The 26,765-nt window shown below is 45.6% G+C and carries 22 protein-coding genes; 7 read left to right on the top strand and 15 right to left on the bottom strand.

The window, feature by feature from the left end:
• Nucleotides 1-8 precede the first annotated feature (8 nt).
• The 6 genes from ACMXI2_RS29395 to ACMXI2_RS29370 form a co-directional block, all read right to left on the bottom strand.
• On the bottom strand, nt 9-1,214 hold the full coding sequence (locus ACMXI2_RS29395; RefSeq protein ID WP_483779428.1) for a quinol:cytochrome C oxidoreductase: 1,206 nt from the start codon (nt 1,212-1,214) through the stop codon (nt 9-11).
• 43 nt (nt 1,215-1,257) lie between these two features.
• Nucleotides 1,258-1,857 (bottom strand): c-type cytochrome, encoded by a 600-nt coding sequence (locus ACMXI2_RS29390; protein ID WP_079471716.1) that lies wholly within the window; start codon nt 1,855-1,857, stop codon nt 1,258-1,260.
• A gap of 83 nt (nt 1,858-1,940) precedes the next feature.
• On the bottom strand, nt 1,941-2,534 hold the full coding sequence (locus ACMXI2_RS29385; protein WP_477054646.1) for a DUF3341 domain-containing protein: 594 nt from the start codon (nt 2,532-2,534) through the stop codon (nt 1,941-1,943).
• Between the two features lie 48 nt (nt 2,535-2,582).
• Nucleotides 2,583-4,019, bottom strand: coding sequence for an NrfD/PsrC family molybdoenzyme membrane anchor subunit (gene nrfD, locus ACMXI2_RS29380; RefSeq protein ID WP_483779427.1), 1,437 nt, complete (start codon nt 4,017-4,019; stop codon nt 2,583-2,585).
• A gap of 109 nt (nt 4,020-4,128) precedes the next feature.
• Nucleotides 4,129-7,197, bottom strand: coding sequence for a TAT-variant-translocated molybdopterin oxidoreductase (locus ACMXI2_RS29375; protein ID WP_483779426.1), 3,069 nt, complete (start codon nt 7,195-7,197; stop codon nt 4,129-4,131).
• 70 nt (nt 7,198-7,267) lie between these two features.
• Nucleotides 7,268-8,497: a c-type cytochrome gene (locus ACMXI2_RS29370; RefSeq protein WP_483779425.1), complete on the bottom strand. Its 1,230-nt coding sequence runs from the start codon at nt 8,495-8,497 to the stop codon at nt 7,268-7,270.
• A gap of 494 nt (nt 8,498-8,991) precedes the next feature.
• Between ACMXI2_RS29370 and ACMXI2_RS29365 the strand changes: the two genes are divergently transcribed.
• The 3 genes from ACMXI2_RS29365 (at nt 8,992) to ACMXI2_RS29355 (ending at nt 11,191) form a co-directional block, all read left to right on the top strand.
• Nucleotides 8,992-9,738, top strand: a complete 747-nt coding sequence (locus ACMXI2_RS29365; RefSeq protein WP_483779424.1) for a copper resistance protein NlpE N-terminal domain-containing protein — start codon at nt 8,992-8,994, stop codon at nt 9,736-9,738.
• A 160-nt stretch (nt 9,739-9,898) separates the two neighbouring features.
• Complete coding sequence (purN, locus tag ACMXI2_RS29360) at nt 9,899-10,474, top strand: phosphoribosylglycinamide formyltransferase (RefSeq protein ID WP_483779423.1); 576 nt, start codon at nt 9,899-9,901, stop codon at nt 10,472-10,474.
• A 48-nt stretch (nt 10,475-10,522) separates the two neighbouring features.
• Nucleotides 10,523-11,191, top strand: a complete 669-nt coding sequence (locus tag ACMXI2_RS29355) for a hypothetical protein (RefSeq protein WP_483779422.1) — start codon at nt 10,523-10,525, stop codon at nt 11,189-11,191.
• A gap of 6 nt (nt 11,192-11,197) precedes the next feature.
• Here ACMXI2_RS29355 and ACMXI2_RS29350 read toward each other — a convergent pair whose 3' ends face one another.
• From ACMXI2_RS29350 to ACMXI2_RS29340, 3 genes are all read right to left on the bottom strand, one after another.
• On the bottom strand, nt 11,198-13,663 hold the full coding sequence (locus ACMXI2_RS29350; protein WP_483779421.1) for a TonB-dependent receptor: 2,466 nt from the start codon (nt 13,661-13,663) through the stop codon (nt 11,198-11,200).
• A 135-nt stretch (nt 13,664-13,798) separates the two neighbouring features.
• Nucleotides 13,799-14,983 carry a GTP-binding protein gene (locus tag ACMXI2_RS29345; RefSeq protein ID WP_483779420.1) on the bottom strand — a complete coding sequence of 395 codons (1,185 nt, stop codon included), beginning with the start codon at nt 14,981-14,983 and terminating at the stop codon, nt 13,799-13,801.
• Between the two features lie 96 nt (nt 14,984-15,079).
• Entirely contained in the window at nt 15,080-15,541 is a 462-nt protein-coding gene (locus ACMXI2_RS29340; RefSeq protein WP_483779419.1) for a MerC domain-containing protein, read from the bottom strand.
• 202 nt (nt 15,542-15,743) lie between these two features.
• On the opposite strand from ACMXI2_RS29340, the gene ACMXI2_RS29335 reads away from it, so the two are divergent.
• Nucleotides 15,744-16,370: an SCO family protein gene (locus ACMXI2_RS29335; RefSeq protein WP_483779418.1), complete on the top strand. Its 627-nt coding sequence runs from the start codon at nt 15,744-15,746 to the stop codon at nt 16,368-16,370.
• Between the two features lie 13 nt (nt 16,371-16,383).
• Complete coding sequence (locus tag ACMXI2_RS29330; protein WP_079471705.1) at nt 16,384-16,818, top strand: Fur family transcriptional regulator; 435 nt, start codon at nt 16,384-16,386, stop codon at nt 16,816-16,818.
• A 51-nt stretch (nt 16,819-16,869) separates the two neighbouring features.
• Here the strand turns inward: ACMXI2_RS29330 and ACMXI2_RS29325 are convergent, their stop codons facing one another.
• The 3 genes from ACMXI2_RS29325 to ACMXI2_RS29315 all read right to left on the bottom strand — a co-directional run bounded on the left by ACMXI2_RS29325 (nt 16,870) and on the right by ACMXI2_RS29315 (nt 21,279).
• Nucleotides 16,870-18,594, bottom strand: a complete 1,725-nt coding sequence (locus ACMXI2_RS29325) for a M3 family oligoendopeptidase (protein WP_483779417.1) — start codon at nt 18,592-18,594, stop codon at nt 16,870-16,872.
• A 207-nt stretch (nt 18,595-18,801) separates the two neighbouring features.
• Nucleotides 18,802-19,476: a DUF5606 family protein gene (locus ACMXI2_RS29320; RefSeq protein WP_483779416.1), complete on the bottom strand. Its 675-nt coding sequence runs from the start codon at nt 19,474-19,476 to the stop codon at nt 18,802-18,804.
• A gap of 93 nt (nt 19,477-19,569) precedes the next feature.
• The gene (locus ACMXI2_RS29315; RefSeq protein WP_483779415.1) at nt 19,570-21,279 is read right to left on the bottom strand and encodes a lamin tail domain-containing protein; all 1,710 of its coding nucleotides are present in this window, start codon (nt 21,277-21,279) and stop codon (nt 19,570-19,572) included.
• Between the two features lie 148 nt (nt 21,280-21,427).
• Here ACMXI2_RS29315 and ACMXI2_RS29310 point away from each other — a divergent pair, with 148 nt between their 5' ends.
• Nucleotides 21,428-22,417 carry an aspartate-semialdehyde dehydrogenase gene (locus tag ACMXI2_RS29310; RefSeq protein WP_483779414.1) on the top strand — a complete coding sequence of 330 codons (990 nt, stop codon included), beginning with the start codon at nt 21,428-21,430 and terminating at the stop codon, nt 22,415-22,417.
• Nucleotides 22,418-22,732: 315 nt separating this feature from the next.
• On the top strand, nt 22,733-22,984 hold the full coding sequence (locus tag ACMXI2_RS29305) for a hypothetical protein (RefSeq protein ID WP_079471700.1): 252 nt from the start codon (nt 22,733-22,735) through the stop codon (nt 22,982-22,984).
• A gap of 86 nt (nt 22,985-23,070) precedes the next feature.
• Here ACMXI2_RS29305 and ACMXI2_RS29300 read toward each other — a convergent pair whose 3' ends face one another.
• The 3 genes from ACMXI2_RS29300 to ACMXI2_RS29290 form a co-directional block, all read right to left on the bottom strand.
• Nucleotides 23,071-23,730: a DUF2461 domain-containing protein gene (locus ACMXI2_RS29300; RefSeq protein ID WP_483779413.1), complete on the bottom strand. Its 660-nt coding sequence runs from the start codon at nt 23,728-23,730 to the stop codon at nt 23,071-23,073.
• A 153-nt stretch (nt 23,731-23,883) separates the two neighbouring features.
• The gene (locus tag ACMXI2_RS29295) at nt 23,884-24,969 is read right to left on the bottom strand and encodes a porin (protein WP_483779412.1); all 1,086 of its coding nucleotides are present in this window, start codon (nt 24,967-24,969) and stop codon (nt 23,884-23,886) included.
• A gap of 287 nt (nt 24,970-25,256) precedes the next feature.
• Nucleotides 25,257-26,648, bottom strand: coding sequence for an ammonium transporter (locus tag ACMXI2_RS29290; protein WP_483779411.1), 1,392 nt, complete (start codon nt 26,646-26,648; stop codon nt 25,257-25,259).
• Nucleotides 26,649-26,765 lie beyond the last annotated feature (117 nt).

Here is a 26,765-nt window from a genome sequence, read left to right as displayed (position 1 = left end):
TCACCCAATCAGGTGTGGTGAATGATACTTTCTTTCAGGTAAGGATGATTCTTCGGAACCAGTGCAGCTTTAGTCAGCTGGTTAGATACCAGGAAGATGATCAGTCCTACGAAACCAAGTCCGAGTCCGAATTCATACCAAGGGAATACCAGGGTTTTAACGGTGCCTGGGTAAACCATTTGCCAGAAATCCAGCCAGTGACCGAAGATGATCACGATAGCGATGAAAACGATGGCAGTATAGTTACGTTTGGTGTCCCTTTTCATCAGGAACAACAACGGAGTAACAAAGTTGATCAGGAGGTTCAGGAAGAAGATAGGTCTCCACTGGCCCCAAACACGCGGCTGGAAATATTCGGTTTCTTCCGGCATGTTAGCATACCAGATCAGCATGTACTGGGAGAACCAGAGATAAGTCCAGAAGATGCTGAATGCAAACATGAATTTACCCAGATCGTGCAGGTGTTCTTCAGTTACATAAGTAAGATAACCGTGCTTTTTCAGATATACTACGAACAGTGCGATCAGCGACAGACCGGATACCCAGGTGCTGGCGAAAGTGTACCAGCTGTACATGGTAGAGAACCAGTGTGCATCGATACTCATTAACCAAACCCACGGCGTGGTAGATCCAACGCTCAGGGTAAATACTACCAGGAAGCCACCGCATACAACGGTATTTCTCCAGAGTAATTTACGGCCTGTTTCAGGACGCAGATCCCATCCATCTTCTTCGATAGACATTCTGCGGAGCTTCAGGGTAAAGAAGATCCAGAGGCCCAGTGTCAGGATAGTCGCTACGGTAAAGAATCCTTTGTTCAGGAAAGCAGATTTCCAGGTCAGGATCTTATCCTCTGCTACATGGTGTGCGTTTACCCAGTGGTAGATATCCTCTTTCCCACCAAAAACAAGGATCATTACAATCACAAATAAAATGGCGGCCAAAACGGGAACGGCCATTGAAATAGCTTCAGGTACACGGCGGAAAGCAATCTGCCAGCCACCATGTGCCAGGGTAGTAGCAGCTATAAAAAAGGTGCTCGCCAATGTAATCAGCAAAAAGAAGCTGCTGTTCTGCAACAGACCGGCCCAAAACCGTGTCGCGTTCTCACCTTGAAACGCAATTAATCCGATCAATAACGTCAGCAAGCCCACGCCCATTAACACGAAGCTGGTCTTTTTTAATCTTGCCGGTACTACAAATTGGTCTTTCATTACTGTATATTAAAATACTTGATTGAAATTCAGTTTAACTCATTTATTTAGCTGCAGTGCTGTCATTAGCAGGAGCGGCAGACGGGGCGGCAGCACCTGGCTGTTTACTCTTGATATAAGCAGCAATCTTCCAGCGCTGGTCTCTGTCGAGCTGACTGGCATAACTACCCATCATGTTATAACCATAAGTCATTACATGGAACAGGCGGCCTTCCGTGTAACCGGATTTTGCACCGGCAACCAGGTTGGCAGGAGCTGCAGGATAAGGTCCATCTCCACCTTTGTACAGCGGACCATTACCATCTAACGCAGTACCATGACAGATACCACAATAAATATTAAATAAACGTTCGCCTTCTTTAAGATCAGACGGCGTAATAGTTAATGGATTCTTCACCAGATTAGCCAGTGCCGTATCTGATTCTTTCAGATGGTATGGCAAAAGTTCTCCTCTTTTTACTGTTCCTTCCACTGGCTTCAGGCCTGACAAACGAGCACTGTAAAATTCATACGCACGGGATTCATACATGTCTGGCATATAAATCCTGCCGGGCTTTCTGTTATGCTCCCCCCTGTTACAGGCTGCCAGGAAAGCTCCAGTTGCCAGTGCGGCTACAATCAATATGTTGGAAGTCCTTTTCATCAGAAATTATTTATCTAGCTTTCATTAGTTCTTGCTTGCTCAAATCCTAATGTCGCAACGGTATGTTTTAGCTGTTATTTTAATTAAGCGTTTGCGGTCTGAATCTTACGGAGATAAGGTTCATCATCCTTATCGTACCTTCCGAACCACCATCCTGCTTCAGCCTTCTGCTCATTGATATCCTGTGCACCTGCAGCAGCGAGGAAGCTCTTTACTTCTTCCGCATTGGTTTTTTCTGTCAGCTCTATTACCATCACAAACTTATCGTCTGTTTGTCTTGGATGGAAGATGTGCTTCTTCACACCCGGCATTAACTGGCACAGATAACAGAAAGTCATCACCATACCTACGGCCGCAAATAATACGGTCAGCTCAAAGGTGATCGGAATAAAAGCAGGCAGCGGGAAATGTGGTTTACCTCCAATATTCAGCGGCCAGTCTACATTAAATACCCAACTCATGAAGGATAATGCTGTAGTAGTACCAGTGATACCATATATGAAACCGGCTGTGTGCAGACTGGTTTCTCTTAAACCCATTGCATGATCGAGGCCGTGAATAGGAAAAGGAGTGTATACATCGTGCAATTTGTATCCCGCAGTGCGTACTTTCTTTACTGCCGGAAACAACACCGCCTCATCGTCAAACAAGCCTACAACAAATTTTTTAACAGCCATATATTTAAAAATTCAAATTCCAGGTAATTAGTTCTCTTAATTCGTCTTTTAGTGTGCATGTGCCACGTCGTGTGCAAATTTCTCAGCACTCTCTTCTTCGTAAACTTCCATTTTCTCTTTGTAGTTCTCACCGGAAGTTTTCAGAATAGCCTTGATCTCAGCTACCGCAATTACCGGGAAGTATTTAGCAAACAGGAAGAAGCAGGTGAAGAACAAACCGAAAGTACCCATGTAGAAACCTACTTCAGGCCAGGATGGACGATAGTAAGCCCAGCTGGATGGCAGGTAATCGCGGTACAGTGAAGTACAGATGATTACAAAACGCTCAAACCACATACCGATGTTCACAATGATAGACATTACGAAAGTCACCATTACATTTCTTCTCATTTTGCGGAACCAGAACACCTGCGGAGTGATTACGTTACAGGTCATCATGATCCAGTAAGACCAACCCAGCGGACCAGCAGCACGGTATTTGAAGAAGGTGGCAAACTCGTAAGGGTTAGCGCCATACCATGCCATGAATAACTCAGTCAGGTAAGCACAACCTACTACGGAACCCGTTAACACAATTACCTTGTTCATGGCTTCCATGTGCCCCAGGGTAATATATTCTTCGAGATGTAATACTTTACGCGTAATGATCAGCAACGTTTGTACCATCGCAAATCCGGAGAAGATCGCACCCGCTACGAAGTAGGGAGGGAAGATGGTAGTGTGCCAACCGGGAATTACAGAAGTTGCAAAGTCAAAAGATACGATCGTGTGTACAGACAGTACCAGTGGAGTAGATAAACCTGCCAGTACCAGCGACAGCGCTTCATGACGTTGCCAGTGCTTGGTAGAACCGGTCCAGCCAAAAGCAGCTACACCATATAATAACTTGCGTAATTTAGTTTTAGCCCTGTCACGAACGGTAGCAAAATCCGGCAATAAACCAGAGTACCAGAACAACAGTGATACGGTAAAGTAAGTAGAGATCGCAAATACGTCCCAGAGAAGCGGAGAGTTAAAGTTAACCCATACCGGACCACGGGTATTTGGATAAGGCAGAATGAAAAACGCCATCCATACACGACCCATGTGAATGATCGGGAACTGACCGGCGCACATTACCGCGAAGATCGTCATCGCTTCCGCCGCACGGTTCACCCCCGTACGCCAACCCTGGCGGAACAGGAGGAGGATCGCGGAAATCAGGGTACCGGCGTGACCAATACCCACCCACCATACGAAGTTGGTAATGTCCCAACCCCAACCAATGGTTTTATTCAGATTCCATACTCCGACACCGAAATAGATCTGCCAGAACACGGAAAAGGCGCCAAAGCCCAACAGTGCCAGGGAGATGAAAAAGCCTACATACCACAGTTTTCCAGGCTTCCCTTCAATGGGACTAATGATATCTTCCGTTACCTGGTGATAATCCTTAACCCCGTCTACCAAAGGTTCTCTCAGTGTGGATTCGTATTTTAAATGCATATTCTATAAGCTTTTAGCTGCTAGCTTCTAGCTACTAGCCCTTGTCTTTTGTTATGATCTCAGATTCTGTTCTTTCTGTCTTTTTCTTAACGATTACCGGTTAAGATCATTACGCGTGATGCGCTTCTTCCTTGTGAGCAGACTCTTTTTCTGCTTTAGGAGCGGCATCCTTGTTTCTGATCTTCGCCAGGTAGCTGATAGATGGCAGTACGTGTGTTTCTTCCAACACATAGTACATCCTGTCTACCTGCTGCTCGTTACGAATCTTATAGATTTCGCTGTTCTTGTCGTTAATGTTGCCAAATACGATCGCATCAGCGCCACAAGCTTGCTGGCAGGCGGTTTTAGCAGCTCCATCTTTCAATGGGTGACCAGCTTTCTTCGCATCCAGTTTCGCTTCCTGCAAACGTTGTACGCAGAAAGAACATTTTTCCATCACACCACGGCTACGAACCACTACATCCGGGTTCAGTACCATACGGGTCAGGTTATCGTTCATATCAGCCACATCGTACAGGTTGTTTTCAAAGCTGTCAGCACCATTCCAGTCTCTCCAGTTCAGGCGACGTACTTTGTAAGGACAGTTGTTTGCGCAGTAACGGGTACCGATGCAACGGTTGTAAGCCATCTGGTTAATACCTTCAGAGCTGTGGTTGGTTGCTCCAACCGGACAAACGTTTTCGCAAGGCGCGTTATCGCAATGCTGACACAGCATCGGCTGGAACACTACTTCCGGATTTTCTTCATCACCGCTGAAATAACGGTCGATGCGGATCCAGTGCATTTCATGCGCTTTCGCCACTTCTTCTTTACCTACAACAGAAACGTTGTTTTCTGCCTGGCAGGCAATTGTACAGGCGCCGCAACCAAAACAGGTGTTCAGATCGATAGACATGCCCCATTTGATACCAGGATAGCTGTAGTTAGGATACAGGGTAGCATCCTTGCGGAAGTCGGCTCCAAATTTCTTCAGTTCCAGTCTGTCTTCGTTTACCTCCTTAGGGTTCTTGATGAACTCTTCCAGGGTAGTTTCTTTAACGATCGGACGACCTTCGTAACTATTATGTGTTTGCGTTAAAGCAACAATTTCCTTCTGACCGGTAGCTTCTACAGATGCGTCAATAGTGAAGTAGTCAAAGTTCTGACCGTTGAAGCTAACAAAAGGATAAACATTTTTACCGATACCACCAGCTGCTCTGCCTACATTATTGCTGCGGCCATAACCTACTGCGATAGCGATTACTTCAGGGTGCATACCCGGAACAATCAGCAGTGGCAGTTCAATTTCTTTACCGTTGGATTTAACTTTCAGTACTTTCTTCTCGGCATTGATTTCGTAATCATCACCTAACTCGGTAGAAAAAGTTTTAGCCAGTTTGTTGGAGATACAGGCGTAGTTACCCCAGGTAGAACGGGTAATCGGATCAGGCATTTCCTGTAACCACGGGTTGTTGGCAGATCTGCCAGTACCGATCGCTACTTTTTCATACAGTACCAGTTCCAGTTTACCACCTTTCTTAGCGCTGCTGATTTTGGATGCAGCACCGGCAATATCACCGGCAAATGCAGCACCACCTAATGCAGGAGCAGTAGCTGGTTCAACAATACCATCCTGTAATGCTTTATCCCATGCTTCCTGTCCACCCAGTTTGCTGATCCACTCATTTTTCAGGTAGTCAGCCCAGGTAGTGGTAGTGTTACCAGACCAGGTGAGGAGGGTATCCTGTATAGCGCGTGTTTTAAACAGCGGCAGGATAGTAGGCTGGGCAAAGCTATAGTAACCCGCTCTTCCTTCCGCATCATTCCATGATTCCAGGAAGTGATGATCAGGGGCTACATATTTACACAGTTCAGTTGTTTCGTCGTTTCTGTCGTTGAAGGATACCGCGATCTTCACTTTCTTCAAACCTTCTGCGAATTTCTGGGATTCGAAGTAGTCGTAAGCAGGGTTAGCGCCATAAACCAGTACAGCGCCGATGCTGCCTGCATTCATATCGCTTACCAGTTTGGTCATGTCGCTGTCGATACCCTGACGATAGTTGGAAGGAGAAGCGAAATCGATAGTAGTTCCATTGGCGCCAACGATGTTGTTGATGGCGTTTACAATGACCTGTACGTTTACATCGTTAGAACCGCTCACTACCAGTGCTTTACCGGCGTTTGCTTTCAGTGATTCTGCCGCTTTTTTGATACCATCTGCTACACGTTTGTCAGCAATAGCCGGAGCGGTTACACTGCCGCCAACTGCTGCCAGCAGTGCCAGTGCTACTGCACCGGTTTCAGAAGGTTTATGTGTATATCTTTCATCCGCGTTTGCACCGGTAAGGCTCATATGACTTTCGAACGCGAAAAGTTTAGACATTTCGGGTTTCTGTGCACTGATCTTACGGGTAGAAGCAAACTGGCGGGCATATTCAACCGGGTTCAACCAGGTTCCGATAAAGTCCGCACCTAAACTCACTATCGCTTTGGCATTTTCAAAGTGGTAGGAAGGAACAACTCTTTTACCGTAAGAAGCTTCGTTGGCCTGCAGCATACCTGAGTAAGAAACTGCATCGTATACTACGTGGCGGGAGTTTGGATATTTTGCCAGGAACTCGCCGATCACTTTTTTAGTAGTGGGGCTGAGTAAAGTGGCGCTTAATAAAACAACAGGAGCACCGCCTAATCCGGCCAGTGCTGCACCCATTTGTTTATCCAGTTCCGCCCAGGTTGTTTCCGCGCCGCCGATAGATGGGAAACGGAGACGGGCAGTATCATACAGGCTTAATACAGCGCCCTGTACTTTGGCGGATGTAGCGCCCTGTGTGACAGCTGATAAAGTATTCCCTTCCAGTTTGATGGGACGACCTTCGCGGGTTTTCACCACAACCGGTACGTATTCGCCATCAATGGCGTAAGAAGAAGCATAATAATTGGCTACACCCGGGGTGATCTCTTCCGGTTTGTTTACATACGGAATCGCTTTCTTAACCGGTGTTTCACAGCTGGCAGCAATAGCGGCAGCAGCGGTGGTGAACCCCAGATATTTCAGAAAATCCCTGCGGGGGGTAGTAGCATTCAACAGGCCTTCACTCTCGAACGGAAGTTCTTCACTGAATTCATTCTTCACAATTTCCTGATGCGCATCGGTATTGTGCAACTCCTCCAAGCCTTTCCAATACTTTTTTTGCTCCATGTTATATTAACGAGTTACGTTTATAAATTTTGATATCTTCTGATTAAGAGAAAATCTCTCTAAATCCTTCCTAGTAGTGACATTTTTGACATTCAGTACCACCTACCATCTCAACTGTTACGCTATCGATCTTCTTATCTTTAATATCCTGATGAAGCTTTTCGAAGATGCTGTAATAGTTGTTGTCAGCAAACTGCACTTTGGTAGTACGGTGACAGTTGATACACCATCCCATAGAGAGATCGGCAAACTGATGTACTTCATCCATTTCGGTGATTGCACCGTGGCAGGTTTGACATTGTTGTTGACCGGCAACCACGTGTTGAGAGTGGTTAAAGTAAACGTGGTCAGGCAGGTTGTGGATTTTAGTCCATTCGATCGGTCTGCCTGGCTTGGTATATTTACCAGCTTCAGGATCCCAGCCTACGTAATCGTATAATTTTGCAATTTCAGCAGTACCATCTACCCTCTTACCTTCTGCAGTTGTCAGCTCAGGGCCGGAGTATTCCTTAATGGCCTTGTGACAATTCATACAGATATTTTCAGAAGGGATCATTGCGTGTTTACTCTTCTCAGCACCGGCATGGCAGTACAAACAGTTAATCTGGTTGATACCCGCATGCACCTTATGGCTGTAGAAGATAGGTTGCTCCGGCATATAGTCTTTCTGACGACCCAGGCCGATAGCTCCTTGAATAGTGAAGTAACCACCTACCATGAACAGCACCAGGATGATCAGCGCCAGGTAAGCTTTATTTTTGTAGAAAGGAACAGGGTCCGGAGTTGGAACTCCCTCTTTGTCACCAGCCAGCTTATTCAGGTTGCTGTTGATCTGCATGAGGATCAATGCTACCACCGCGAGGATCAGTGTAATGATACCAAACAGTAAGCTGTTGTCATTGCCTTTGTCTTCAGCACCTTCAGTAGCCCCCGCTTCAGCAGGTTTAGCTCCACCCGGAGTTTTCGCTTGCTCAACTTTTACATACTCCAGGATGTCGTCAATCTCCTCATTTGATAACTGAGGGAAAGCGGTCATCGCTGTCTTGTTGTACTGATTGAAGAGGTCATTAGCATATTTGTCCCCGGTAGCCAATACAGATGCAGAGTTGTGGATCCACTGGTGCAATAATTTCTTATCGGGCCAGCGATCTTCTACCCCTGCTAATGCAGGACCTGTCAGCTTCTTATGGACATTATGGCAGGAAGCGCAATTTGTTTGGAATAATGCTTTACCCTTCGCTGGATCCGCTGCCTTAACAGAAGAAAACGGAATTACTATACTAGCGCATAGAATAAGCACACTCACAAAATGCTTGCGCAAAAGAATGGAAACACGACGATACACAGCCTATATAGTTTAGATTTGACCTAAAGTTTCTTAAAAGTGCCAGCAAAAATAAGACAGAATGTTGACAATTTACCAACAATTAAAAAAAATTATTGTCTTATAAAATGCTGTTTTCAACCTCTTTTTTGAGCAACGATTGAGCTGGAAGTCTTTCTGCTGGCCTATTTAAACGCTTCACTTATTATTTCCTTTCAGAACTTATTATTTTGATTGAAAGTTTAATTCCTCTGTGGGCGCACGTCTACATCATAACGTGGGGCAAGGTTTGCGGGGATATAATTATAATATATGCAGATGGAAATTAAATAGTGGTCCCCTATATCCTTTAATACACAATATAATATATTATCTGTCAACGCAGTTAATTTCTGTGAGAGTTGTTATTTTTACCTTAATAACCTGCCGGCGGACCAGAATGTTCAATCCGTCATCAAAAAAACGCTCCCATGAAAAAAAGTATCATACTCCCCGTTTTGCTTACCGCCTTCGTGGCCTGTAATAATAATACCACCACCCAAACCGATAGTACCACGCAACATACCACGCCAGGTACAGCTACCCCCACCGTTATCACCGGCACCTTCCAGGGCACCCTTCCGTGTGCCGACTGCCCCGGTATGGACTACCAGATCAGTTTGTTTGATGATCATACCTTTCATGAACTGGTGGCTTACCAGGGAAGAGGCCAGGGAATAGCCTCCGTAGAAACCGGCACCTGGAAACAAACCTCCGACTCCACCGTGATGCTCCAGAAGAAAACCGACAGTAGCTCCTTCCTCGCCTCCGAAGGGAAACTCCTCCTCCTCAATACCAAAGGCAAACGGATCGAAGGAGTACTGGCCAGCAATTATGTCCTCAAGCCGGTAGAAGGCGGCGACCGCAGACAGCTGCTCACCGAAAAGTCAAAAGCCGGCATCCGGTTCACCGCCAGTGGCAACGAACCCTTCTGGAGCCTCGACCTTGATAACAAAAAAATACGTTTCAACAACGTTAATGGCGACAGCCTCCAGGTTACCCTCCCCCCGGCCAAACCCAATACCGATACTTTAAAGGTATATACCACCCCCGGCATCACGATAAGTATCCGCAACACCGTTTGCACCGACGATATGAGCGGCCTGATGAAACCCAATACCGTACAGGTACAGGTGAAAGACAAAACATACCAGGGCTGCGGGGAATATCTCAAATAAGGATCAAGTCCACCTCAAAGGCGTATCAAAGGCAAGGATAAAGCGTGCATGAAGCATATCAAGTCCACCTCAGCGGCATGTTTAAAGCCTCTTTATATTCATAACTTTAAATCCCTGCTAAATTATCTATTTTTGTATCCTACTCAAACAGTAAGAGACTTTGAAAAATATTGCCATATTCGCATCGGGTGCAGGAAGCAACGCGCAGAAAATTATAGATCATTTCAAACAGTCGGATAAGGCCAGGGTGAGCGTAATCGTTTGTAACAAACCCGGAGCCGGTGTTTTACAGATTGCCGAACGCGAAGGTATTACCAGTATACTCATTGAAAAGGAGGCGTTCCTCCATTCAGATAAATACATTCAGTTACTAAAAGAGCTAAAGATCGACCTGGTGGTATTGGCCGGATTTTTATGGAAAATCCCTGCTAACCTGGTACGGGCTTTTCCTAACCGCATTATCAATATCCACCCGGCCCTGTTACCAAAATTTGGCGGAAAAGGGATGTACGGACATTTTGTGCACGAAGCCGTTATAGCTGCCGGAGAAAAAGAAAGTGGCATCACCATCCACTTTGTGAACGAGAAATACGACGACGGAGAAACGATCCTGCAGGAACGCATTATCATCACACCGGAAGATACGCCCGAGTCAGTAGCACGCAAAGTACAGGCGCTGGAACATCAATGGTTTCCGGTAATTGTGGAACGATTATTGACCGGTTCTGAAAGCTGACACACGCCCGGATTGAGGTTCCGAAGCCAGTCTAACCCTTACAACTGTATGAAAAAGACACTGCTGTTAATATGGTTATCCTGTTCATTTATTTTATCATCCTCCGCCCAGGATGGCAAAACACAATTGAGCAAAAATACCTTTCTTAAAGTAAATCCTGCCACCTTAATTAATGAACTCGATATTTACCTGGAACAGGAAATAACTGATAAATTCAGTCTGGAAGTAGGTATCAGCGGTATCTATACAGACTACCCCGATTATGTGCTGGCAAAAAAAATTGATATCGGACAAAAAAAACCGGATATCAGTACTGAACAGTTTGTAGATGGGCGGGGACTGGGCTTCCGCGTAGGAGCACGCCTGTACCTTATTTCACAGGAAATGTCGCCCTCCCGCGCAGCCGGCACCTACTTCGAACCCGTGTTATTCGTAAAAAAGGTTTTCTATCCAAATGAAGATAATACCTTCAGTAACATTACCTACACCAACTCCGGAGATAAAACCGTCATTGGCCTGCAGCTTTTAATAGGCCGGCAGTTCAAAAAAGACCGCTTTATCCTCGATCCCTTTATCGGTGTAGGTATCCGCAGTAAAATCTATAAATACAATACCTATCATTTCGACGACGACAAAGTATCCCTGAACGATGGTAAAATGGTCAGCATACTGCCCAGCCTCCAGATAGGCATTAAAATGGGGTTCAAACTGTGGTAATCTTCCCTAAAACGGCACTATCACTTTAGCACTGAAATTTCTACCCATATTATAGATGCCCAGCCGTCCGTTAGGGGAGGAGCTGTAGTATTCAAAATATTTCAACCGGTTCATATTGGCCTGGTAAGCTACATTGGCCACATTATCCAGCTGCAGGAACACTTCACATACCGTTTTCCCTTTCTTATTGAGAATACCGGTACCGGCGCCTATATTGAAAAGGGTATATCCCGGCGTAAATGTTTCGGTATCATCCACCCCGTAAAAATGCGGCTGGTCTGCAATAATATCAGCCTCCACGCGGGCATAGGCTTTGGTGAAGATCCCGTAATTGCGTTGGGTGCTTGCCTTTAGTTCGCTGCGTATATGCGTGGGAGGTATAAATGGCAGGTACCGCGCCTCATCGCCATGCGTGCTAATCAGTTCCATGTTCCGGTTACGTCCCTGCGTGTAGGCAACACTGTTATTCATGGTAAGCCAGGCTATACTCCGTGGGTGAAGATTAACACTTACCTCCGCTCCAAATAACCTCGCGGCAGATTGCTGGTACTTATAGGTGGCATTACCCGGTACTATTACCACGGGGTTGCCGGTATTATCGTATAGCTTTGCCTGGTAGATATAGTTCTCAATATTATTATTAAACAATTCCACACTGATATCCGCATCCGGCAACCATGCCTGTATACCGATGTCTTCCTGCAAACTGAACTCCGGCTTAAATCCACGGTTCCCCAGGTATACAATATGCGCCCCCGGATCAAGACCATTGGAACCAATCTCCGTAATATTCGGCGCACGGTAACCCCGTGCAATGTTAGCCTTTACCAGCACCCGCTCACTGATGTTCCAGGTAGCTCCCAGGCTGCCGGAAATACCAGTATACCGGTGACTGAAAGAAGGGAACTGCAGATGGGCCCCTGCTGTATCCGGCAACTGCGCATGTTGCTCAAAGCCATTCTCCTTATTGGGTCCCACGTAGAAATCGTTCCAGCGGATAGAACGGTTGTCGTAACGGATACCACCCGATACGTCTACCTTACCAAAAGATTTCCTGGCAAAAATAAATCCGCCTATGTCAAACAGGTTATAGTCCGGAATGGGAAAATCGGTACCATTCTTACTCTTATTCGACTGGTACATACCATTCACACCTACGGTTGTTTCCAATCCGTTCATCACGGGCAAATTATAGCGCACATCATAGTTTAATGTATTCAGCACCACGTACAGGCCAGGCTGCCCGGTCATCTCCGGGTGATTGTATTCCCGCCGGATACTTTGTTGCACCCCAATCATGGTATTAATATCGCCGGTACCCACATTCCATTTGGAATGGTTATACAACCGGTAATGCTGGATATGCTGATGTAACGGGTTAATGGTGTAGGTACGCAGCTCATTGTCCGGAACCAATGGCCGGTCTTTTATATTGTCATCACTATCTTTCACCTGCCGGGTAAACTTACGGGTCAGGGAATCGCGGCTGCCGTCGGGGATTTCCTGGGTGTTGTCATAAAGCGTAGCGCCGAACTGGGAATGCCCCCACGACTTGTCTACCCTTGCCAATGCGGTGAGGTTATATTCCCGGAAGGCCGTGCCATATACAAATCCATCCACACTGTTGCGGTAGTTATGCGCCGCCTTTGCTGTGCCCCGCAATACATATTTCCAGTCATTTTGCCGGTAAGCCAATCCCAGTGAGGAGCCTATCATCCCATTATTACTATGGTAATCCGTAAGAAAGCTGCCCTGTAGTTTTCCCGGTGTCAGTTCCGGGATGTCGGGGATCATGTTAATCACGCCGGCCAGCGCATCGGAGCCGTAAGTAAGACTGGCAGGTCCTTTCACCACTTCCGCCCGTGAAATACCATACTGGTCAATTTCAATACCATGCTCATCGCCCCATTGCTGTCCTTCCTGCCGCACCCCGTCGAACAGCGTCAGTACGCGGTTGTAGCCCAGCCCCCGGATAAATGGCTTTGAAATATTGGGACCGGTTGTTACCGCGCTTACGCCCGGCACGCCTTTAATAATAGCATCAATAATGTTATTATTTACGTTCATGTTCATTTCCCTTTTACCGATAATGGCAATGGGTACAGGGTTTTTCCGGACAGCGGTGGCGCGGGAAACACCAGTTACCACTACTTCATCCAGCTTCGACAGATCCTCCTCCAACGAAACGTTCAATACCGTTGTTTGGCCCGCTGCAATTTGTTTCTTCAGCTTAACCGTTTGGTATCCTACCATTGATATTTTGATATCATAAGTACCTGCCGCCAGGTTTTTAATAGTGAAAAGCCCCTGCTGATCGGCAGTAGCACCGGTATGCAGGGCAGGGATGGCAATGTTGGCAAACTGCACCGGCTTCCCGTCTTTGTTCACGACCGCCCCTTTCACCACGCCTTGCTGGGCATATGCCGTAGTAATAAATAATAAGAAGAATAGTAATGTAGATAGTTGTTTCATGCGTATAAGTAATCTTGGTTTTAAACTCAGTACAGTGTTTTCACGGATAGTAACAATGGATTTACACTTCCAATTTAATCTTCAACAAAACTATCTTCTATTTTTATACTTGTCTTAATTATTTTTTAGATTAGTCTAAATATCTGGAAAAGGATCTTTAAAAAGATGACCATCCCTGAAGTTTTTGATTTCGGATTCGGTGCACAGGCAGCTGTCAAGATCAATGATGATATCGTGTGAATCCAGCTCCTGTCCGATGATTACCAGTTCATTATACCTGTCGGCAAAGCGGGTATCCCAGCGGCTGGTGATGAGTTCATAGGTTTCAGGATCCATTTGCCATTGCTTGCGTGGGATGACGCACCACCAGTAACCAGCCTTCTCAGCACGCAATGATCCCCCCGCCTGGCTCCAGTTTACAGCAATATCCGGCCGGGAGGCCAGCCAAAACAATCCTTTACTGCGGATAATATTGCCGGGCCAGCGTTCATTGATATACTGCCAGAAGCGTTCCGGGTGAAAGGGTTTACGGCTGCGGTATACAAAAGAAGAGATGCCGTATTCTTCCGTTTCCGGGGTGTGTTCCTTTTCCAGTTCGGCCTGCCAGCCGGCGCTTTGGGAAGTGGTATCAAAGTCGAAAAGACCGGTATGCAGTATTTCTTTCAATGGCACCTGCCCCTTGATGGATTCCACGATGCGGGCCGTGGCGTTCAATTTACGCAGCACCGCTTTCAGGTTGCCCAGCCGTTCTTTTGATACCAGGTCGCATTTATTCAGCACAATCACATTGGCAAATTCCACCTGGTCTGTCAGCAGATTCACAATGGTGCGCCGGTCTGCCGCATCATCTGTTAAGCCTCTGTCCTGCAGATACGACATGCTGCTGTAGTCGTTGATAAAATTATACGCATCCACTACCGTCACCATTGTATCCAGCTGGCTTACCGTGCTGAGATCAACGTTGTTCACCTCATCCTGGTAGCAGAAGGTTTGCGCCACCGGTATAGGTTCCGAGATGCCGGTAGATTCAATCAACAGGTAATCAAACCGTTTCTCTGCGGCCAGTGCAGCTACTTCCTTCAGCAGATCTTCCCGCAGGGTGCAACAAATGCAGCCATTACTCATTTCCACCAGGCGCTCTTCCGTTTTGTGCAGCGTGTTTTCATTCTTCACCAGTTGCGCATCGATATTCACCTCGCTCATATCATTAACAATAACGGCTACACGAAGATTTTCGCGGTTATGCAGCACGTGATTAAGCAGCGTAGTTTTCCCCGCGCCGAGAAAGCCACTCAGCACCGTAACAGGTAATTTTTCCATATGTGATAAGTTATATTGCTATGTGTGTGCGTATTTTAATTGCAGCAATTGTTTATAAGCCCTTTGTGATGTTTTCCCTGTTTTATAACAGCAGTTTCACAGCCCGCCAGCCGGCAGATGCCGCCGGCTATCCTCTGATGCCACTAAGTGATCATGAACGTGGCGCTTAACCGTAGTGCATTGTTTACAACGCTTCAGGTTTAATAGATGCGCGCCCGTTACTCCTGCCGCACCGGCAAAGATGACAACAGGTTCCCAGAAACCGCTGACGATCCCGAAATGCCCTCCCAGTAATAAGGCAAACCCCGCGGTAAAGATCAGCAGGGGCGCTATGCGCCGGTGATGCCTGAAATACCCCCGTCCCAGCGACAAACAGCCTACCCCAAAGGAGAAAGACAACAAGCCATATTCCAGCATTTCATTTTCCAATACATGCGATCCCACCAGTGGTAATACCGTGAGCAGCAAAGGGAGTAAGGCGCAGTGTACAGCACACAGTATGGAGGCCCCTATTCCAATAGTGTCCAAACTCATCTTCTTTAAAATATTCACTTCCATGTTCGCATTTTTCTATCCGGACAAAACTACATAAATTTGCAACAATGTTGCAAATTAAAATAACTGTTATCTTCAGATAATTTATTTTTTCAACTATAAAATGTTGCAGGCGTGTTAAAAAAATAAGAGATGCATAGCACTGATGGGCATCTGTTAACTATGTGCTACCTTTGTATATCGAATAAAACAAGGAATCATACCTATGTCGAAGAAAACAATTATACTGATTTCGTTTTTTGTGTTGTTGAGCGCAGGTTTCCTGACCTATGCCGGTTATATTATTAAAGGAGAAACAGGCACCTTCTTTGGAAAAGATAAATTACCCCACCTGGGGGCGCCGGGACATACCATCCCTGGATTTTCCTTTACAGACCAGGAAGGCCACACGAAAACGAAGGCAGACGTTGAAGGCAGGATTTATGTATCTGAGTTCTTTTTTACCACCTGCACCGGTATTTGTCCGAAGATGAATGCCAATATGGACAAGGTATATGCGAAGTATAAAGACAATCCCAACTTCCTGATCCTTTCCCATACGGTAGATCCGGAACACGACAGCGTGCCGGTACTAAAGGCATATGCCGCCAAACATGGCGCTGATTCCAAAAACTGGTGGTTCCTCACCGGCGACAAGAAACAGCTCTACCGGTTGGCCAGGCAAGGTTACCTGGTAGATGATGGCGTATATACCGGGGAAGAAGATTTTGTACACACCCAATGGTTCGCATTGGTTGATAAAGCAGGACAGATCCGCGGTTTGTATGAAGGCACTAAAAAACAGGATGTAGATAAATTGATTGAAGACATAGACCGTTTAATGGAAGAATAAAGTTTTTTTCATCATGGGCACCAAACAACAAATAACAGAACGAATTGGCAGTATACTACGCGAAAGCAAGCTGAGTGTAACAGAAACCCGGACAAGGATCCTGGAACTGTTCATGAAAAGCAACGGTGCGCTGGAACATAGCGATTTTGAAAAGCTGGCCGGTCAGTCGTTTGACCGGGTAACCGTATACCGTACCTTACAAACATTTCTCGACAAAGGAATCATTCATAAAATACCCACTACAGATACCTCTGTACGCTACGCTTTATGTAAGTCGGAGTGTTCGGAACATCATCACCACGATCATCATATTCATTTCAAGTGTGAAGAATGTGGTAATACCATTTGTTTAGATGAAACAGATGTTCCGCAAATACAGCTTCCCAAAGGTTATGCGGCGCATAATGTGGAAGTAGTGGTGAGTGGGGTTTGTAAATCCTGCAAATAAAAAATGCCTTTGTTAATGTTCCGCGTGGCGGCATTAACAAAGGCATCCTTACTATTGTATCTTTTCTATTTCTGCTTTCACGAAATCGGCTAGTTCCTTTACATAGGCCGGAGAAAAATCAAATTTAATTCCTGCTGCTTTATACAACTCAGGCAACGTTTTGGTATTTCCTAAACTTAACGCCTGTACGTAGTTATCCAAAGCCTGTGTTTTGTTTTCCTTGAATTGCTTCCACATAGCAATGGCTCCCAGTTGCGCGATACCGTATTCTATATAATAGAAAGGCACTTCAAACAGGTGCAGTTGCTTTTGCCACGTAATGGCGCGGTAGTCCTCATGGCCGCTCCAGTCAACTACTGCAGGGGAAAACTCATTCAGTATTTCCAGCCATTTGGCAGTACGTTCTTCTATGGTATGCTGCGGGTGTTCATAAATCCAGTGCTGGAATTTATCAATGGTGGCAATCCACGGGAAAATGGTGATAGCCCTTTCCAGCTGCTGCAAACGTGCCCGGCGCAGCTGCGTTTCGTCATCAAAGAAAATGTTCCAGTAGTCCATTGTAAATAACTCCATGCTCATGCTGGCTACTTCAGCGATCTCCATCGGGTATTCCTTGAAGGCGCTGAGTGCCAGGTGATGGCTGAGGAAAGAGTGTACCGCGTGGCCACCTTCGTGTACCATTGTGGTAAGATCTTTCATTTGTCCGGCGGCATTCATAAAAATGAAAGGCACGCCTGTTTCCGCCAGCGGGCAGTTATAGCCACCCGGCGCTTTACCATTACGGCTTTCCAGGTCGAAGCGGCCCATTTGTTTCATCACCCGGAGACAATTACCAAAGAAGGGACCCAGTTCATCAAAAGTGGCGATGGCTTTATTCACCAGTTCTTCTCCTGTGTGGAATGGCTCCAGTGGCTTCACACCCACTGGTTCTGCTTCCGTGTCCCAGGGGCGCAGGGTATCCAGCTGCAGTTTGGCTTTCTGCTTTTCCAGGATCTGTTGTACCAGCGGAACAATGTGCGCTTTGATAGCTTCATGGAACTGGAAGGCGTCTTCTTTTGTATAGTCGAAGCGTCCCAGTTCTTCAAATTTATAGTCGCGGTAATTAGCGAAGCCGGCATTTTTTGCTACCTGGTCACGTTTTAAAATCAGCCCTGTGTACAGGTCATCAAGTGCTTTCCTGTCTTCCAGGCGACGGGCGCCGGTTTTAGTGAACACTTCTTCCCGCAGGGAGCGGTCGCTGTTTTCCAGGAATTTAGCTGCCTGTTGCAGGGTATATTCCTGGTCTTTTACTTTGATGGTCATTTTACCTGCGATAACGCCATACTGTTGTGCCATTACACTCAATTCCGCCTGGATAGGAATATTTTCCTCGCGGAACAGTTTCACCTGTTTCTCTACATTGCGGAGATACGTTTTATACAGATCGGGATCCAGTTCTTTTACAAACGGGCTTTCCAGCAATTTTTTATTGAGTGCATCTGCATAGGGTTGCAGTTTGGGCTGAATTTCCATGCAGAAGTAAGCGAAGGCTTCCTCAAGTGATTTATCGGTGATATCGCAGGTCATGCGGATCTGTCGCCAGCAGGCATCTTCACTGATTACTGCTTCCAGTTCGCTCATATCTTTCAGCCACTTTTCCAGGTCTGATACGCTGTTGATCTTTCTTTCCTTTAGCGCTTCAAAGTAAGGCTGCAGGGTATCCCAGGTAGTTACTTTAAAATCTTCCGGGAGAAATGTACGCGGTAGTTTCTTTATATCTGCATTTAGTTTATCCATGCTATCTGTTATTTTTAAATTTTCGGATGTAGAAATTTAGGCAATTTTACGCTAATGCCGGGTGTTTACGGCTAAAAGAATCGTTAAATATCGGGAAGGCTAAAACGATTCAGGCTTCTATTTACAGAAAAAGATCTCTGTAAATAGAAGCCTGAAATATTTTGCCGGCTGATGTTTGATTCAATCATCAGACAACCCGGATCCTTACTATTCTTCTGTTTTCTTCTTGCGTGGCTTAGCAACTTTTTTAGGCTCTTCGCCTTCTGCTGCCGGTGCGTCATCTTTCTTAGCCTTGGCTTTCTTAGGTGCTTTTTCTTCAGCGCCTGCTTCGCCTTCTTCTTTTTCAGCGGCCTTTTTAGCGCGTGGCTTCTTAGGCTTTTCTTCTGTGGCTGCTTCTTCAGTAGCTTCAGTAGCTGCTTTCTTCTTTTTCTCCGGAGCAGCGGTTTCTTCTACTGCCACTTCTTCCGCTTCACCATCACCTTCGGCGAGGATCTCATCAAATTTCAACAGATCGTTTGCTTTGAGGATACCAAACCATTTTACCATCTTCTTCATATCACTCACATACACTCTGTCTTCATCGAATTCAGGGAATACGCTTTTGAAATAAGCTTTGATAGCATTGTTGTCTGCTTTACCAGCTACAGGCGGGTGTGCCGCTGCTTTTTCCTCCATAGCCTTGAATACCTCAGCCAGGTTTACGTTTTCGCCGGTAGTAAATACTTCAATACTTTCCAGTGGAGTAAAATTATGCACGCGGGAAGATACAAACCTTGTACTTTTATCTTCCAGTGACCTTACGATGGCGCCATCTTGTTTACTGGCTACTAACTGAAACAAACCGCCCAATCCGGTTACTGCAACAATTTCTCTGTACTGCATGTTCAAATTTTTAGGAAGCGCAAATATAAATAATTATAATAGATTGCCCACGGCTATTTTTGGCTTGGAAAAAGCCGGCAACGGGGGCGTGCGTCAATTCAACTTTCGTGCCATGACCACCGTGCGTTTACAGCGTTTTACGTAGCCCTGAAGATTAAATATCTCTATAAAAAATATATAAATCCCTGACGGTAAAACTACTGCATTTTCTCCAATTCCATCCCACGGCAAATATCCGGTATTTCCCATCAAAATATTGCGGGCCAGGTACCGTACCGGTTTACCCTGCAAATCATACACGGTAACATTGCCCACAAAGCCAGGAGCGGGCAGTTGCCAGGAAAGCTGCGTTACATCAGCTGTTCCATCATGATCAGGGGAAAACACTTCCGGTAACAATGCAATGTTCAGCGAATCGCCTGCATCGCCCCGGCGCTGGGAATTAAGCCACCCGGGGGTGGCATATCCCGCTGTGGCAGCAGCAGAATGCCAGTTGGCAGCGTCGGCAGCAGGAAGCTGGTACTGCAACCGTTCCAGCGAAATGCCCTGCAATTCACTCGCCAGCGGAAAGTGTTGTCCGCTGGTATACGGCAATTCATCTATAACTGTACTATCGGCCCGCAGCAACACCACATCGCCTCCGTCCAACGGCATAGACGGCAGGCTGCTTACTTCCTGGATATTTTCCTGCGACCGGCAATTGTAGTAGCTGCAAAGCAAATCCCTGTTGGTGGTAAATGCCAGCAATTGGCCGGGCATCAGCAAACGGCCGCTGGTGGTCATCTTTTTAAAAATACCAAACCCGCCACCAGCGGTACGGGCGCAAACACGCAGCTCATTTAAGTTCACCACCTTCTCACTGGCGTTATACAGTTCAATAAATTCGGGGATGCCGGTGGGCGGATAAAACAGTACTTCATTGATTAATATATCGTTGCTAACCGGTTGTTGCGGTATGCCCAGTGTAACACTGTTATAGATATTACTGGTAGCGCCGTTGCAATCTGCCACCCCGTTGCCAGTGATGGCGTATACCTCCTGTGGCCGGATAGCCGCGTCCAGCTCCAGTTCCACGCTGTTGAATATCGGGGGCAGCACCCGGCAGGAGGTTACATGCAATCCGCCACTAATTTCATAGCGTGCAGGATTGGCGGCCAGTGTGCTGTCCAGCGTTTTACTGAACTGCAACAATACGTGTATGCTATCTGTAATGGCGGCAAACAACAGGTCGGGTTTGGAAAGATCAGGGGTATTTGCTGCCGCGGCATTAATGAAACCGGGCGTGCCGCCGGCAGCAGCGATGCTGGCTGTCCAGTTTACTTTACCGCTGCACGGAAACGCCGTGTTGATCATTTCTAGGCTGATTCCGCCCCTGCGGGCCTTTCCGCCTGCATACCATCCTTGATGGTAATCTACCGCATGTATCACCCTTCTGAATGCATCATATAAAACAATCAGTGCACTGTCGTCTGCTATTGCCGGAAAACGGTCTATTCCCCTGATATTGGGAATGTTATAACTGCCTACTGCGCCCGGAGCGCACAGCACCAGCAAGCTGTCTGGCTGCAGCAAATAAGCCGGCAGCGCTACTTCCCGCTTGTTTACCGCGAGGCGCCAGTTGCTCAGTTGCACGGGCATGGTGCTGATGTTCCGCAGTTCTATATATTCATAAGGCGGTAAACCTGCTACAGGATTGGGTTTGGGCATTACTTCATGAATAACCACGTCATAAATGACCGGTGTTTGGGTGAAACCGGTGAGGGCCTGCAGCAGCAGGGAGAAACAAACAATGGGTAACCGCATGAGCAATTATTTTATTGCTTTCAAACTTAGCATTCTGTTGATCATCCGGTGTTAATGCCATGTAAATGGTAAAAAAAAATCTTAATGTTATGAAAAGCGGGGGCTATATGTTAATTTTGGGCTTCCAAAATTAAAAATGTAAAACAAAATGAAAGTTGCCGTAGTTGGAGCGACCGGATTGGTTGGCTCAAAAATGTTACAGGTGTTAACGGAAAGAAATTTTCCCGTTACTGAATTGATTCCCGTGGCTTCTGAGAAGTCCGTTGGTAAGGAAGTAACATTTAAGGGCAAGACCTGGAAGGTGGTAAGTGCTGAGACGGCGATTTCCATGCAACCAAATGTGGCTATCTTTTCTGCCGGCGGCGGTACCTCCCTGGAGTGGGCGCCTAAATTTGCAGCGGCAGGTATTACCGTAATTGATAATTCCAGCGCCTGGAGAATGGATCCTACCAAGAAACTGGTAGTGCCGGAAGTAAACGGCGATGCCATTACACAGGAAGATAAAATTATTGCCAATCCTAACTGTTCTACTATCCAGATGGTGCTGGTGCTGAAACCCCTGCACGAAAAATATAAAATCAAAAGGGTGGTGGTATCTACCTACCAGTCGGTAACCGGTACCGGTGTAAAGGCAGTGACCCAATTGATGAATGAAAGACAGGGCATTACCGGTGAAATGGCATATCCTTATCCGATAGATCTGAATGTTATTCCGCAGATAGACGTGTTTCTCGATAACGGCTATACGAAAGAAGAGATGAAGATGGTAAATGAAACCAAGAAGATTATGAGAGATGACAGCATCCAGGTAACGGCTACGACTGTACGTATTCCGGTGATGGGTGGTCATAGTGAAGCGGTGAACATAGAGTTTGAAAATGAATACGATGTGGCGGAACTGAGGGCATTGCTTGAAAAAACGCCAGGAGTAATAGTTGTAGACGATCCGTCAAAGGCTTTATACCCGATGCCAAAGGATGCACACGATAAAGATGAAGTGTTTGTGGGCCGTATCCGAAGGGATGAAACACAGCCCAAAACAGTAAATATGTGGATAGTAGCAGACAACCTTCGTAAGGGAGCAGCTACCAATGCAGTACAGATAGCAGAATACCTTAGCGGTAAAAACTGGCTGTAATCATACTGTTGTGCTATGTAATTAAGGGGTATACCACTCTTAATAGCACCTCCCGTATATGACTATACGAAAATATATTTATAACTCGTTAAGAGCAAGCATTTTACCGCTTGCTCTTTTTTGCGCGTTTTACAAAAGCATAACACATAAAACTTAAAAATTACACGGAAGTAGTATTGATTTGTGCAGGATAAAATCCAATTTTGGTAGTAATAATCCTATGCCAACTTAACTCTTTGAAAAAAAAGAGAAGTCCAATTTTAGAGATGCCGGTATTTTTCGTTATTTTCTAATCAGAAAACACCCTTAAGTCCTATGAAAACCAACACCAATCGAGAGCTTCTGTTAATGCACAAGTTCACCGAAGAGTGGAGCACTAATTTCTCTTCACAAGTATCCAGGATCATGAACATCGTTGATCAGCAGGATACGCTTGACGGAATTATACCTATTATAGAGGTGGCCAATGTTTACAATCAACGTTTTGCTCACGCGCGTACGGACAAGGAAAATCTTTTAAAGAATCGCAAGGCGCGGCCGTTCGAATTCCTGATTCACAAGAATTAATCCTGGAGGAACCAGGGGGAAGTGGTTTATTGGTTTAAAAGAGGTACGAAATCCTTACGTAAACCAATAAACCACTTTTTTTAGCTTTAGTCCATTGCGCGATTGATGAATTGCAGCAGGGGTTGCATCAGGGCAAAAGTTTTCAGAATTTCTCTTACTATTGCTGGTTGTGTACTGCTTTCATCTGAAAAGGGATGGGAAACGATCACACTTTTCAGTTTCAGATAGGCTATAGCGGGATTGTCTGGCTGGTAGCCCTGGGGAGCTGTTTTCAGTGCGTCGCCCTCTATTTTCCCAAAATGTTTGATGAATTCTTTATTGGAGATCAGTTGTTCAAATTCCTGGAAGTTATAGTCGATTTCCTGTCGTAATTTTTTTAGCTGGGGCGCAGCAGGCATCCAGATACCGCCGCCGGCAAAACTGTTTCCTCCCGGTTCAAGGTGAAAATAATATCCCGCAAGGGTAGATTTTTTCCCACCGGCCTGGAAAGAAGCGGCCATATTTACTTTATAAGGGGTTTTATCCTTCGAAAATCTTACATCTTTATAAATACGGAAAACACAATCTTTCAGCTGGAGGCCCTGCATGGTGGCATCCTGTCTTGCCAAACCATCTATCAGCTGCTGTACCATACTTTCAAAATCGGCTTTGGCGGCCATGTATTCGGTTTTGTGCTCGTCGAACCAGACTTTATTATTATTCAGCCTGAGTGACTTAAGAAATTTTAACGTGGACGGCTGCAACATTACTTCTTTTTGCCAGCAAGATAATACAAATCATTTATGGTTTTTTGAATTTTGAGGGACCATCCGGAGGGGTTCTGAAAAACAGATGCAGGATATCTGCCGGAAGGCGATCTCTTCCCGTGGCAAACTCCTGCACCTGTTTGAATGCAACTTTTAGAAGTGGTAGGTGGCGGCTAATAAAACATTGGATGTTATATCTGCAGGTTTACCGTCCGACTTGCTGAAAATATCTGCAGAAGCCTTATCCAGCCTAAACTCTGGCATAATAGTAAGGTTTCCTACCTTATAGTTAAAGGTAAGTGTACCGGCCAGTACATTACCGCCATCAGGTACGGCTCCGAACACTTTAAGTCCGTCTTTATCACTGAAATATTCTCCACGAACTGTTAAACCAAATTTCTCGGTGAAATCGAGGTTCACGTACAGTGCACTGCCCCACCATTTCGCATTTTCGCGGGTACTTTTAGGTGCACGTGTATCAGCATAGGTGCTATAGGTACCGTTATAGCCCAAACCGAATACAGTATTGATCTGGTAAGTGGCTACCAGGTCTACCTGGTGGTTCTGGATTCCGAAAGTATCTTTTCCTTCCAGGTAATTGAGGTATAATTTGATAGGTGTTTCTGCAGGAGCAAAGCCCAGCTGAGCACCAATATATTTGTGGCTGTTGAGTGTCACTGATTTCAGATCAGTAGGGTTAAATACGCCTACCATAGCGCTTAAAGAAGAAGTAAGTGCAATGTCTGCCTTCACACCGGTATTAAAGAAAGGACCGTAGCTAAACATATAGCTCATACTATAGTTCCTGTTGGCGTAGGCATCTACCAGTTCGTAGCCCACATGTGTGGCGAAGCTACCAAGACTTACTTTTACTTTTTCAGCTACCTGGTAAGAAACATACAATTGTTTGATAGCCATAGACAGGCCATTGGAAGAACCGGGTACATCGTTATAGGAAAACTCACCGGCTCTTTTACCGAAGCCGAGGTCGGCTACGATGCTACCATTTTTGAATCCGTGTTCTACTTTCAGTGATACCATTCCCAATTCAAAGGAGTTGTGGGAGTTGGTAAAACTGGTTTTATTATCAGTATAATTTCCGTTGAGATTGTACTTGTAATACACATCTGCAGATCCTGATAATTTGAAAGCGGGAGCAGATGTACTATCTGTCGTGGATTGTGACATGGCAACCACAGTGGTGCTCATGGCAAACAAGGTCGTTAACATTCTTTTCATACTTATAAATTTGGTTGATAAAATGGTAAGTACTAATGCGGCCTTTTCTCACGGATTGTTTCGGGGGGGTGCGTGCTAATGTTTCTGATGCTACATTCAGAAAATAGAAGGAATGGATAATCAGTAATTAATGATTGGTGCGAGTTTCACTTATTTACAGCAAGTTTAACTACCAATTATCCATTCCAGGTTCTTACAACGTAAAGTATATGCGTTTAATAAAGTTGATAAAGATCGTACTCAAAGAACTGTAACTCTTTTTTGATACCTGTGAAAGGTGTTCTATTTCAGGAGTGAATCAGTTCGTCTTCTTCTTTCAGTGAGCCGTTGTCGGATACACTGATCATAGAAGGGTGATAGTTTTCGTTGTGCTGAGTAACATCCAGTCCCAGTTCCTCTTCTTCTTCAGATACACGCAGCGGGTGAATCAGGTTGATGAGTTTGAAGATACCGTAAGATACGGAGAAGCTGTAACCTACTACCAGCAACAGACCCAGTACCTGGTTTTTGAACAGATCGAAGTTACCATAGAACCATCCGTTGGTACCAGCGTCGTTTACTGCTTTGGTAGCGAAGATACCGGTGAGCAGCATACCTACCATACCACCTAAACCGTGGCAAGGGAATACATCGAGTGTATCATCGATGCTGGTTTTAGATTTCCAGTGTACTGCGATGTTAGAAATGATAGCGGCAATGAAACCGATGAATATACTTTGCGGGATAGCAACAAAACCAGCAGCAGGAGTGATGGCCACCAGACCAACTACCGCACCGATGCAGAAGCCGAGTGCAGATGGTTTCCGTCCGCGGATTACATCAAAAAATACCCATGATAAACCGGCAGCAGCAGTAGCAGTGTTAGTAGTAGCGAAAGCTGAAGCAGCGAGGGCGTTGGCACTCAAAGCAGAACCTGCGTTGAAACCGAACCAGCCGAACCAGAGTAAACCGGTACCCAGTAATACAAAGGGAATATTTGCAGGTTGTAATTCTTTCTTTTCGATATGATCCTTTCTTCTTTTCAGTACCAGGGCACCTGCCAGGGCAGCGCAACCTGCAGAAATATGTACTACAGTACCACCGGCAAAATCCAGTACCCCCAATTTAAACAGGATGCCATCAGGATGCCAGGTCCAGTGTGCAATTGGTGCGTACACCAGCAAACTGAATAATACCATGAACAATACATATGAAGTGAAACGGATCCTTTCCGCCACTGCTCCTACTACCAGTGCAGGAGTAATGATTGCAAACTTCATCTGGAAGAGTGCAAACAGTAACAGCGGAATAGTGGGGGCCAGGCTCCAGGGGGCTCCTGACCCTACATTTTGAAACATAAAAAATGTGCGGGGATCACCAATGATACCATTAACAGATTTACCAAACGCCAGGCTAAATCCAACTACTAACCAAACGATACTGATTAAACCGGTAGCAATAAAACTTTGCATCATGGTAGAAATCACGTTTTTCTTATTTACCATGCCTCCATAAAAGAAGGATAAACCGGGAGTCATCAAAAATACCAGGGACGATGCTACAAGAATCCAGGCGATATCAGCGGAATTATATTTGCTGGCATCAGCAAAATTCGGGAGGGCAGGCATAAAAATTCCAACTATTGCGATGAGCGCAAGGAAAATGAAGGGGAGATAGTCCTGAAAAGATATTTTCTTCATAGCGTTTGATTTTTAAATTTCTTAAATAAAAGTAGGTCCGAAATTTAAAACATCAAATAGAAGGGGCTAAAAATAGAAATATTTGAATAAGAGGTGCGATAATTAGGATTAAATCAA

Source organism: Chitinophaga sp. G7 BAM 1005 (assembly GCF_057126945.1).
The sequence above is the reverse complement of the archived record's forward strand: the minus strand, read 5'-3'. Positions and strand labels throughout refer to the sequence as shown.

What these genes read in the sequence shown, in the direction of transcription:
- ACMXI2_RS29395 (WP_483779428.1), bottom strand. Translation starts at nt 1,214, where the DNA reads ATGAAAGACCAATTTGTAGTACCGGCAAGATTAAAAAAGACCAGCTTC.
- ACMXI2_RS29390 (WP_079471716.1), bottom strand. Translation starts at nt 1,857, where the DNA reads ATGAAAAGGACTTCCAACATATTGATTGTAGCCGCACTGGCAACTGGA.
- ACMXI2_RS29385 (WP_477054646.1), bottom strand. Translation starts at nt 2,534, where the DNA reads ATGGCTGTTAAAAAATTTGTTGTAGGCTTGTTTGACGATGAGGCGGTG.
- nrfD (WP_483779427.1), bottom strand. Translation starts at nt 4,019, where the DNA reads ATGCATTTAAAATACGAATCCACACTGAGAGAACCTTTGGTAGACGGG.
- ACMXI2_RS29375 (WP_483779426.1), bottom strand. Translation starts at nt 7,197, where the DNA reads ATGGAGCAAAAAAAGTATTGGAAAGGCTTGGAGGAGTTGCACAATACC.
- ACMXI2_RS29365 (WP_483779424.1), top strand. Translation starts at nt 8,992, where the DNA reads ATGAAAAAAAGTATCATACTCCCCGTTTTGCTTACCGCCTTCGTGGCC.
- ACMXI2_RS29355 (WP_483779422.1), top strand. Translation starts at nt 10,523, where the DNA reads ATGAAAAAGACACTGCTGTTAATATGGTTATCCTGTTCATTTATTTTA.
- ACMXI2_RS29350 (WP_483779421.1), bottom strand. Translation starts at nt 13,663, where the DNA reads ATGAAACAACTATCTACATTACTATTCTTCTTATTATTTATTACTACG.
- ACMXI2_RS29345 (WP_483779420.1), bottom strand. Translation starts at nt 14,983, where the DNA reads ATGGAAAAATTACCTGTTACGGTGCTGAGTGGCTTTCTCGGCGCGGGG.
- ACMXI2_RS29340 (WP_483779419.1), bottom strand. Translation starts at nt 15,541, where the DNA reads ATGGAAGTGAATATTTTAAAGAAGATGAGTTTGGACACTATTGGAATA.
- ACMXI2_RS29335 (WP_483779418.1), top strand. Translation starts at nt 15,744, where the DNA reads ATGTCGAAGAAAACAATTATACTGATTTCGTTTTTTGTGTTGTTGAGC.
- ACMXI2_RS29330 (WP_079471705.1), top strand. Translation starts at nt 16,384, where the DNA reads ATGGGCACCAAACAACAAATAACAGAACGAATTGGCAGTATACTACGC.
- ACMXI2_RS29325 (WP_483779417.1), bottom strand. Translation starts at nt 18,594, where the DNA reads ATGGATAAACTAAATGCAGATATAAAGAAACTACCGCGTACATTTCTC.
- ACMXI2_RS29320 (WP_483779416.1), bottom strand. Translation starts at nt 19,476, where the DNA reads ATGCAGTACAGAGAAATTGTTGCAGTAACCGGATTGGGCGGTTTGTTT.
- ACMXI2_RS29315 (WP_483779415.1), bottom strand. Translation starts at nt 21,279, where the DNA reads ATGCGGTTACCCATTGTTTGTTTCTCCCTGCTGCTGCAGGCCCTCACC.
- ACMXI2_RS29310 (WP_483779414.1), top strand. Translation starts at nt 21,428, where the DNA reads ATGAAAGTTGCCGTAGTTGGAGCGACCGGATTGGTTGGCTCAAAAATG.
- ACMXI2_RS29305 (WP_079471700.1), top strand. Translation starts at nt 22,733, where the DNA reads ATGAAAACCAACACCAATCGAGAGCTTCTGTTAATGCACAAGTTCACC.
- ACMXI2_RS29300 (WP_483779413.1), bottom strand. Translation starts at nt 23,730, where the DNA reads ATGTTGCAGCCGTCCACGTTAAAATTTCTTAAGTCACTCAGGCTGAAT.
- ACMXI2_RS29295 (WP_483779412.1), bottom strand. Translation starts at nt 24,969, where the DNA reads ATGAAAAGAATGTTAACGACCTTGTTTGCCATGAGCACCACTGTGGTT.
- ACMXI2_RS29290 (WP_483779411.1), bottom strand. Translation starts at nt 26,648, where the DNA reads ATGAAGAAAATATCTTTTCAGGACTATCTCCCCTTCATTTTCCTTGCG.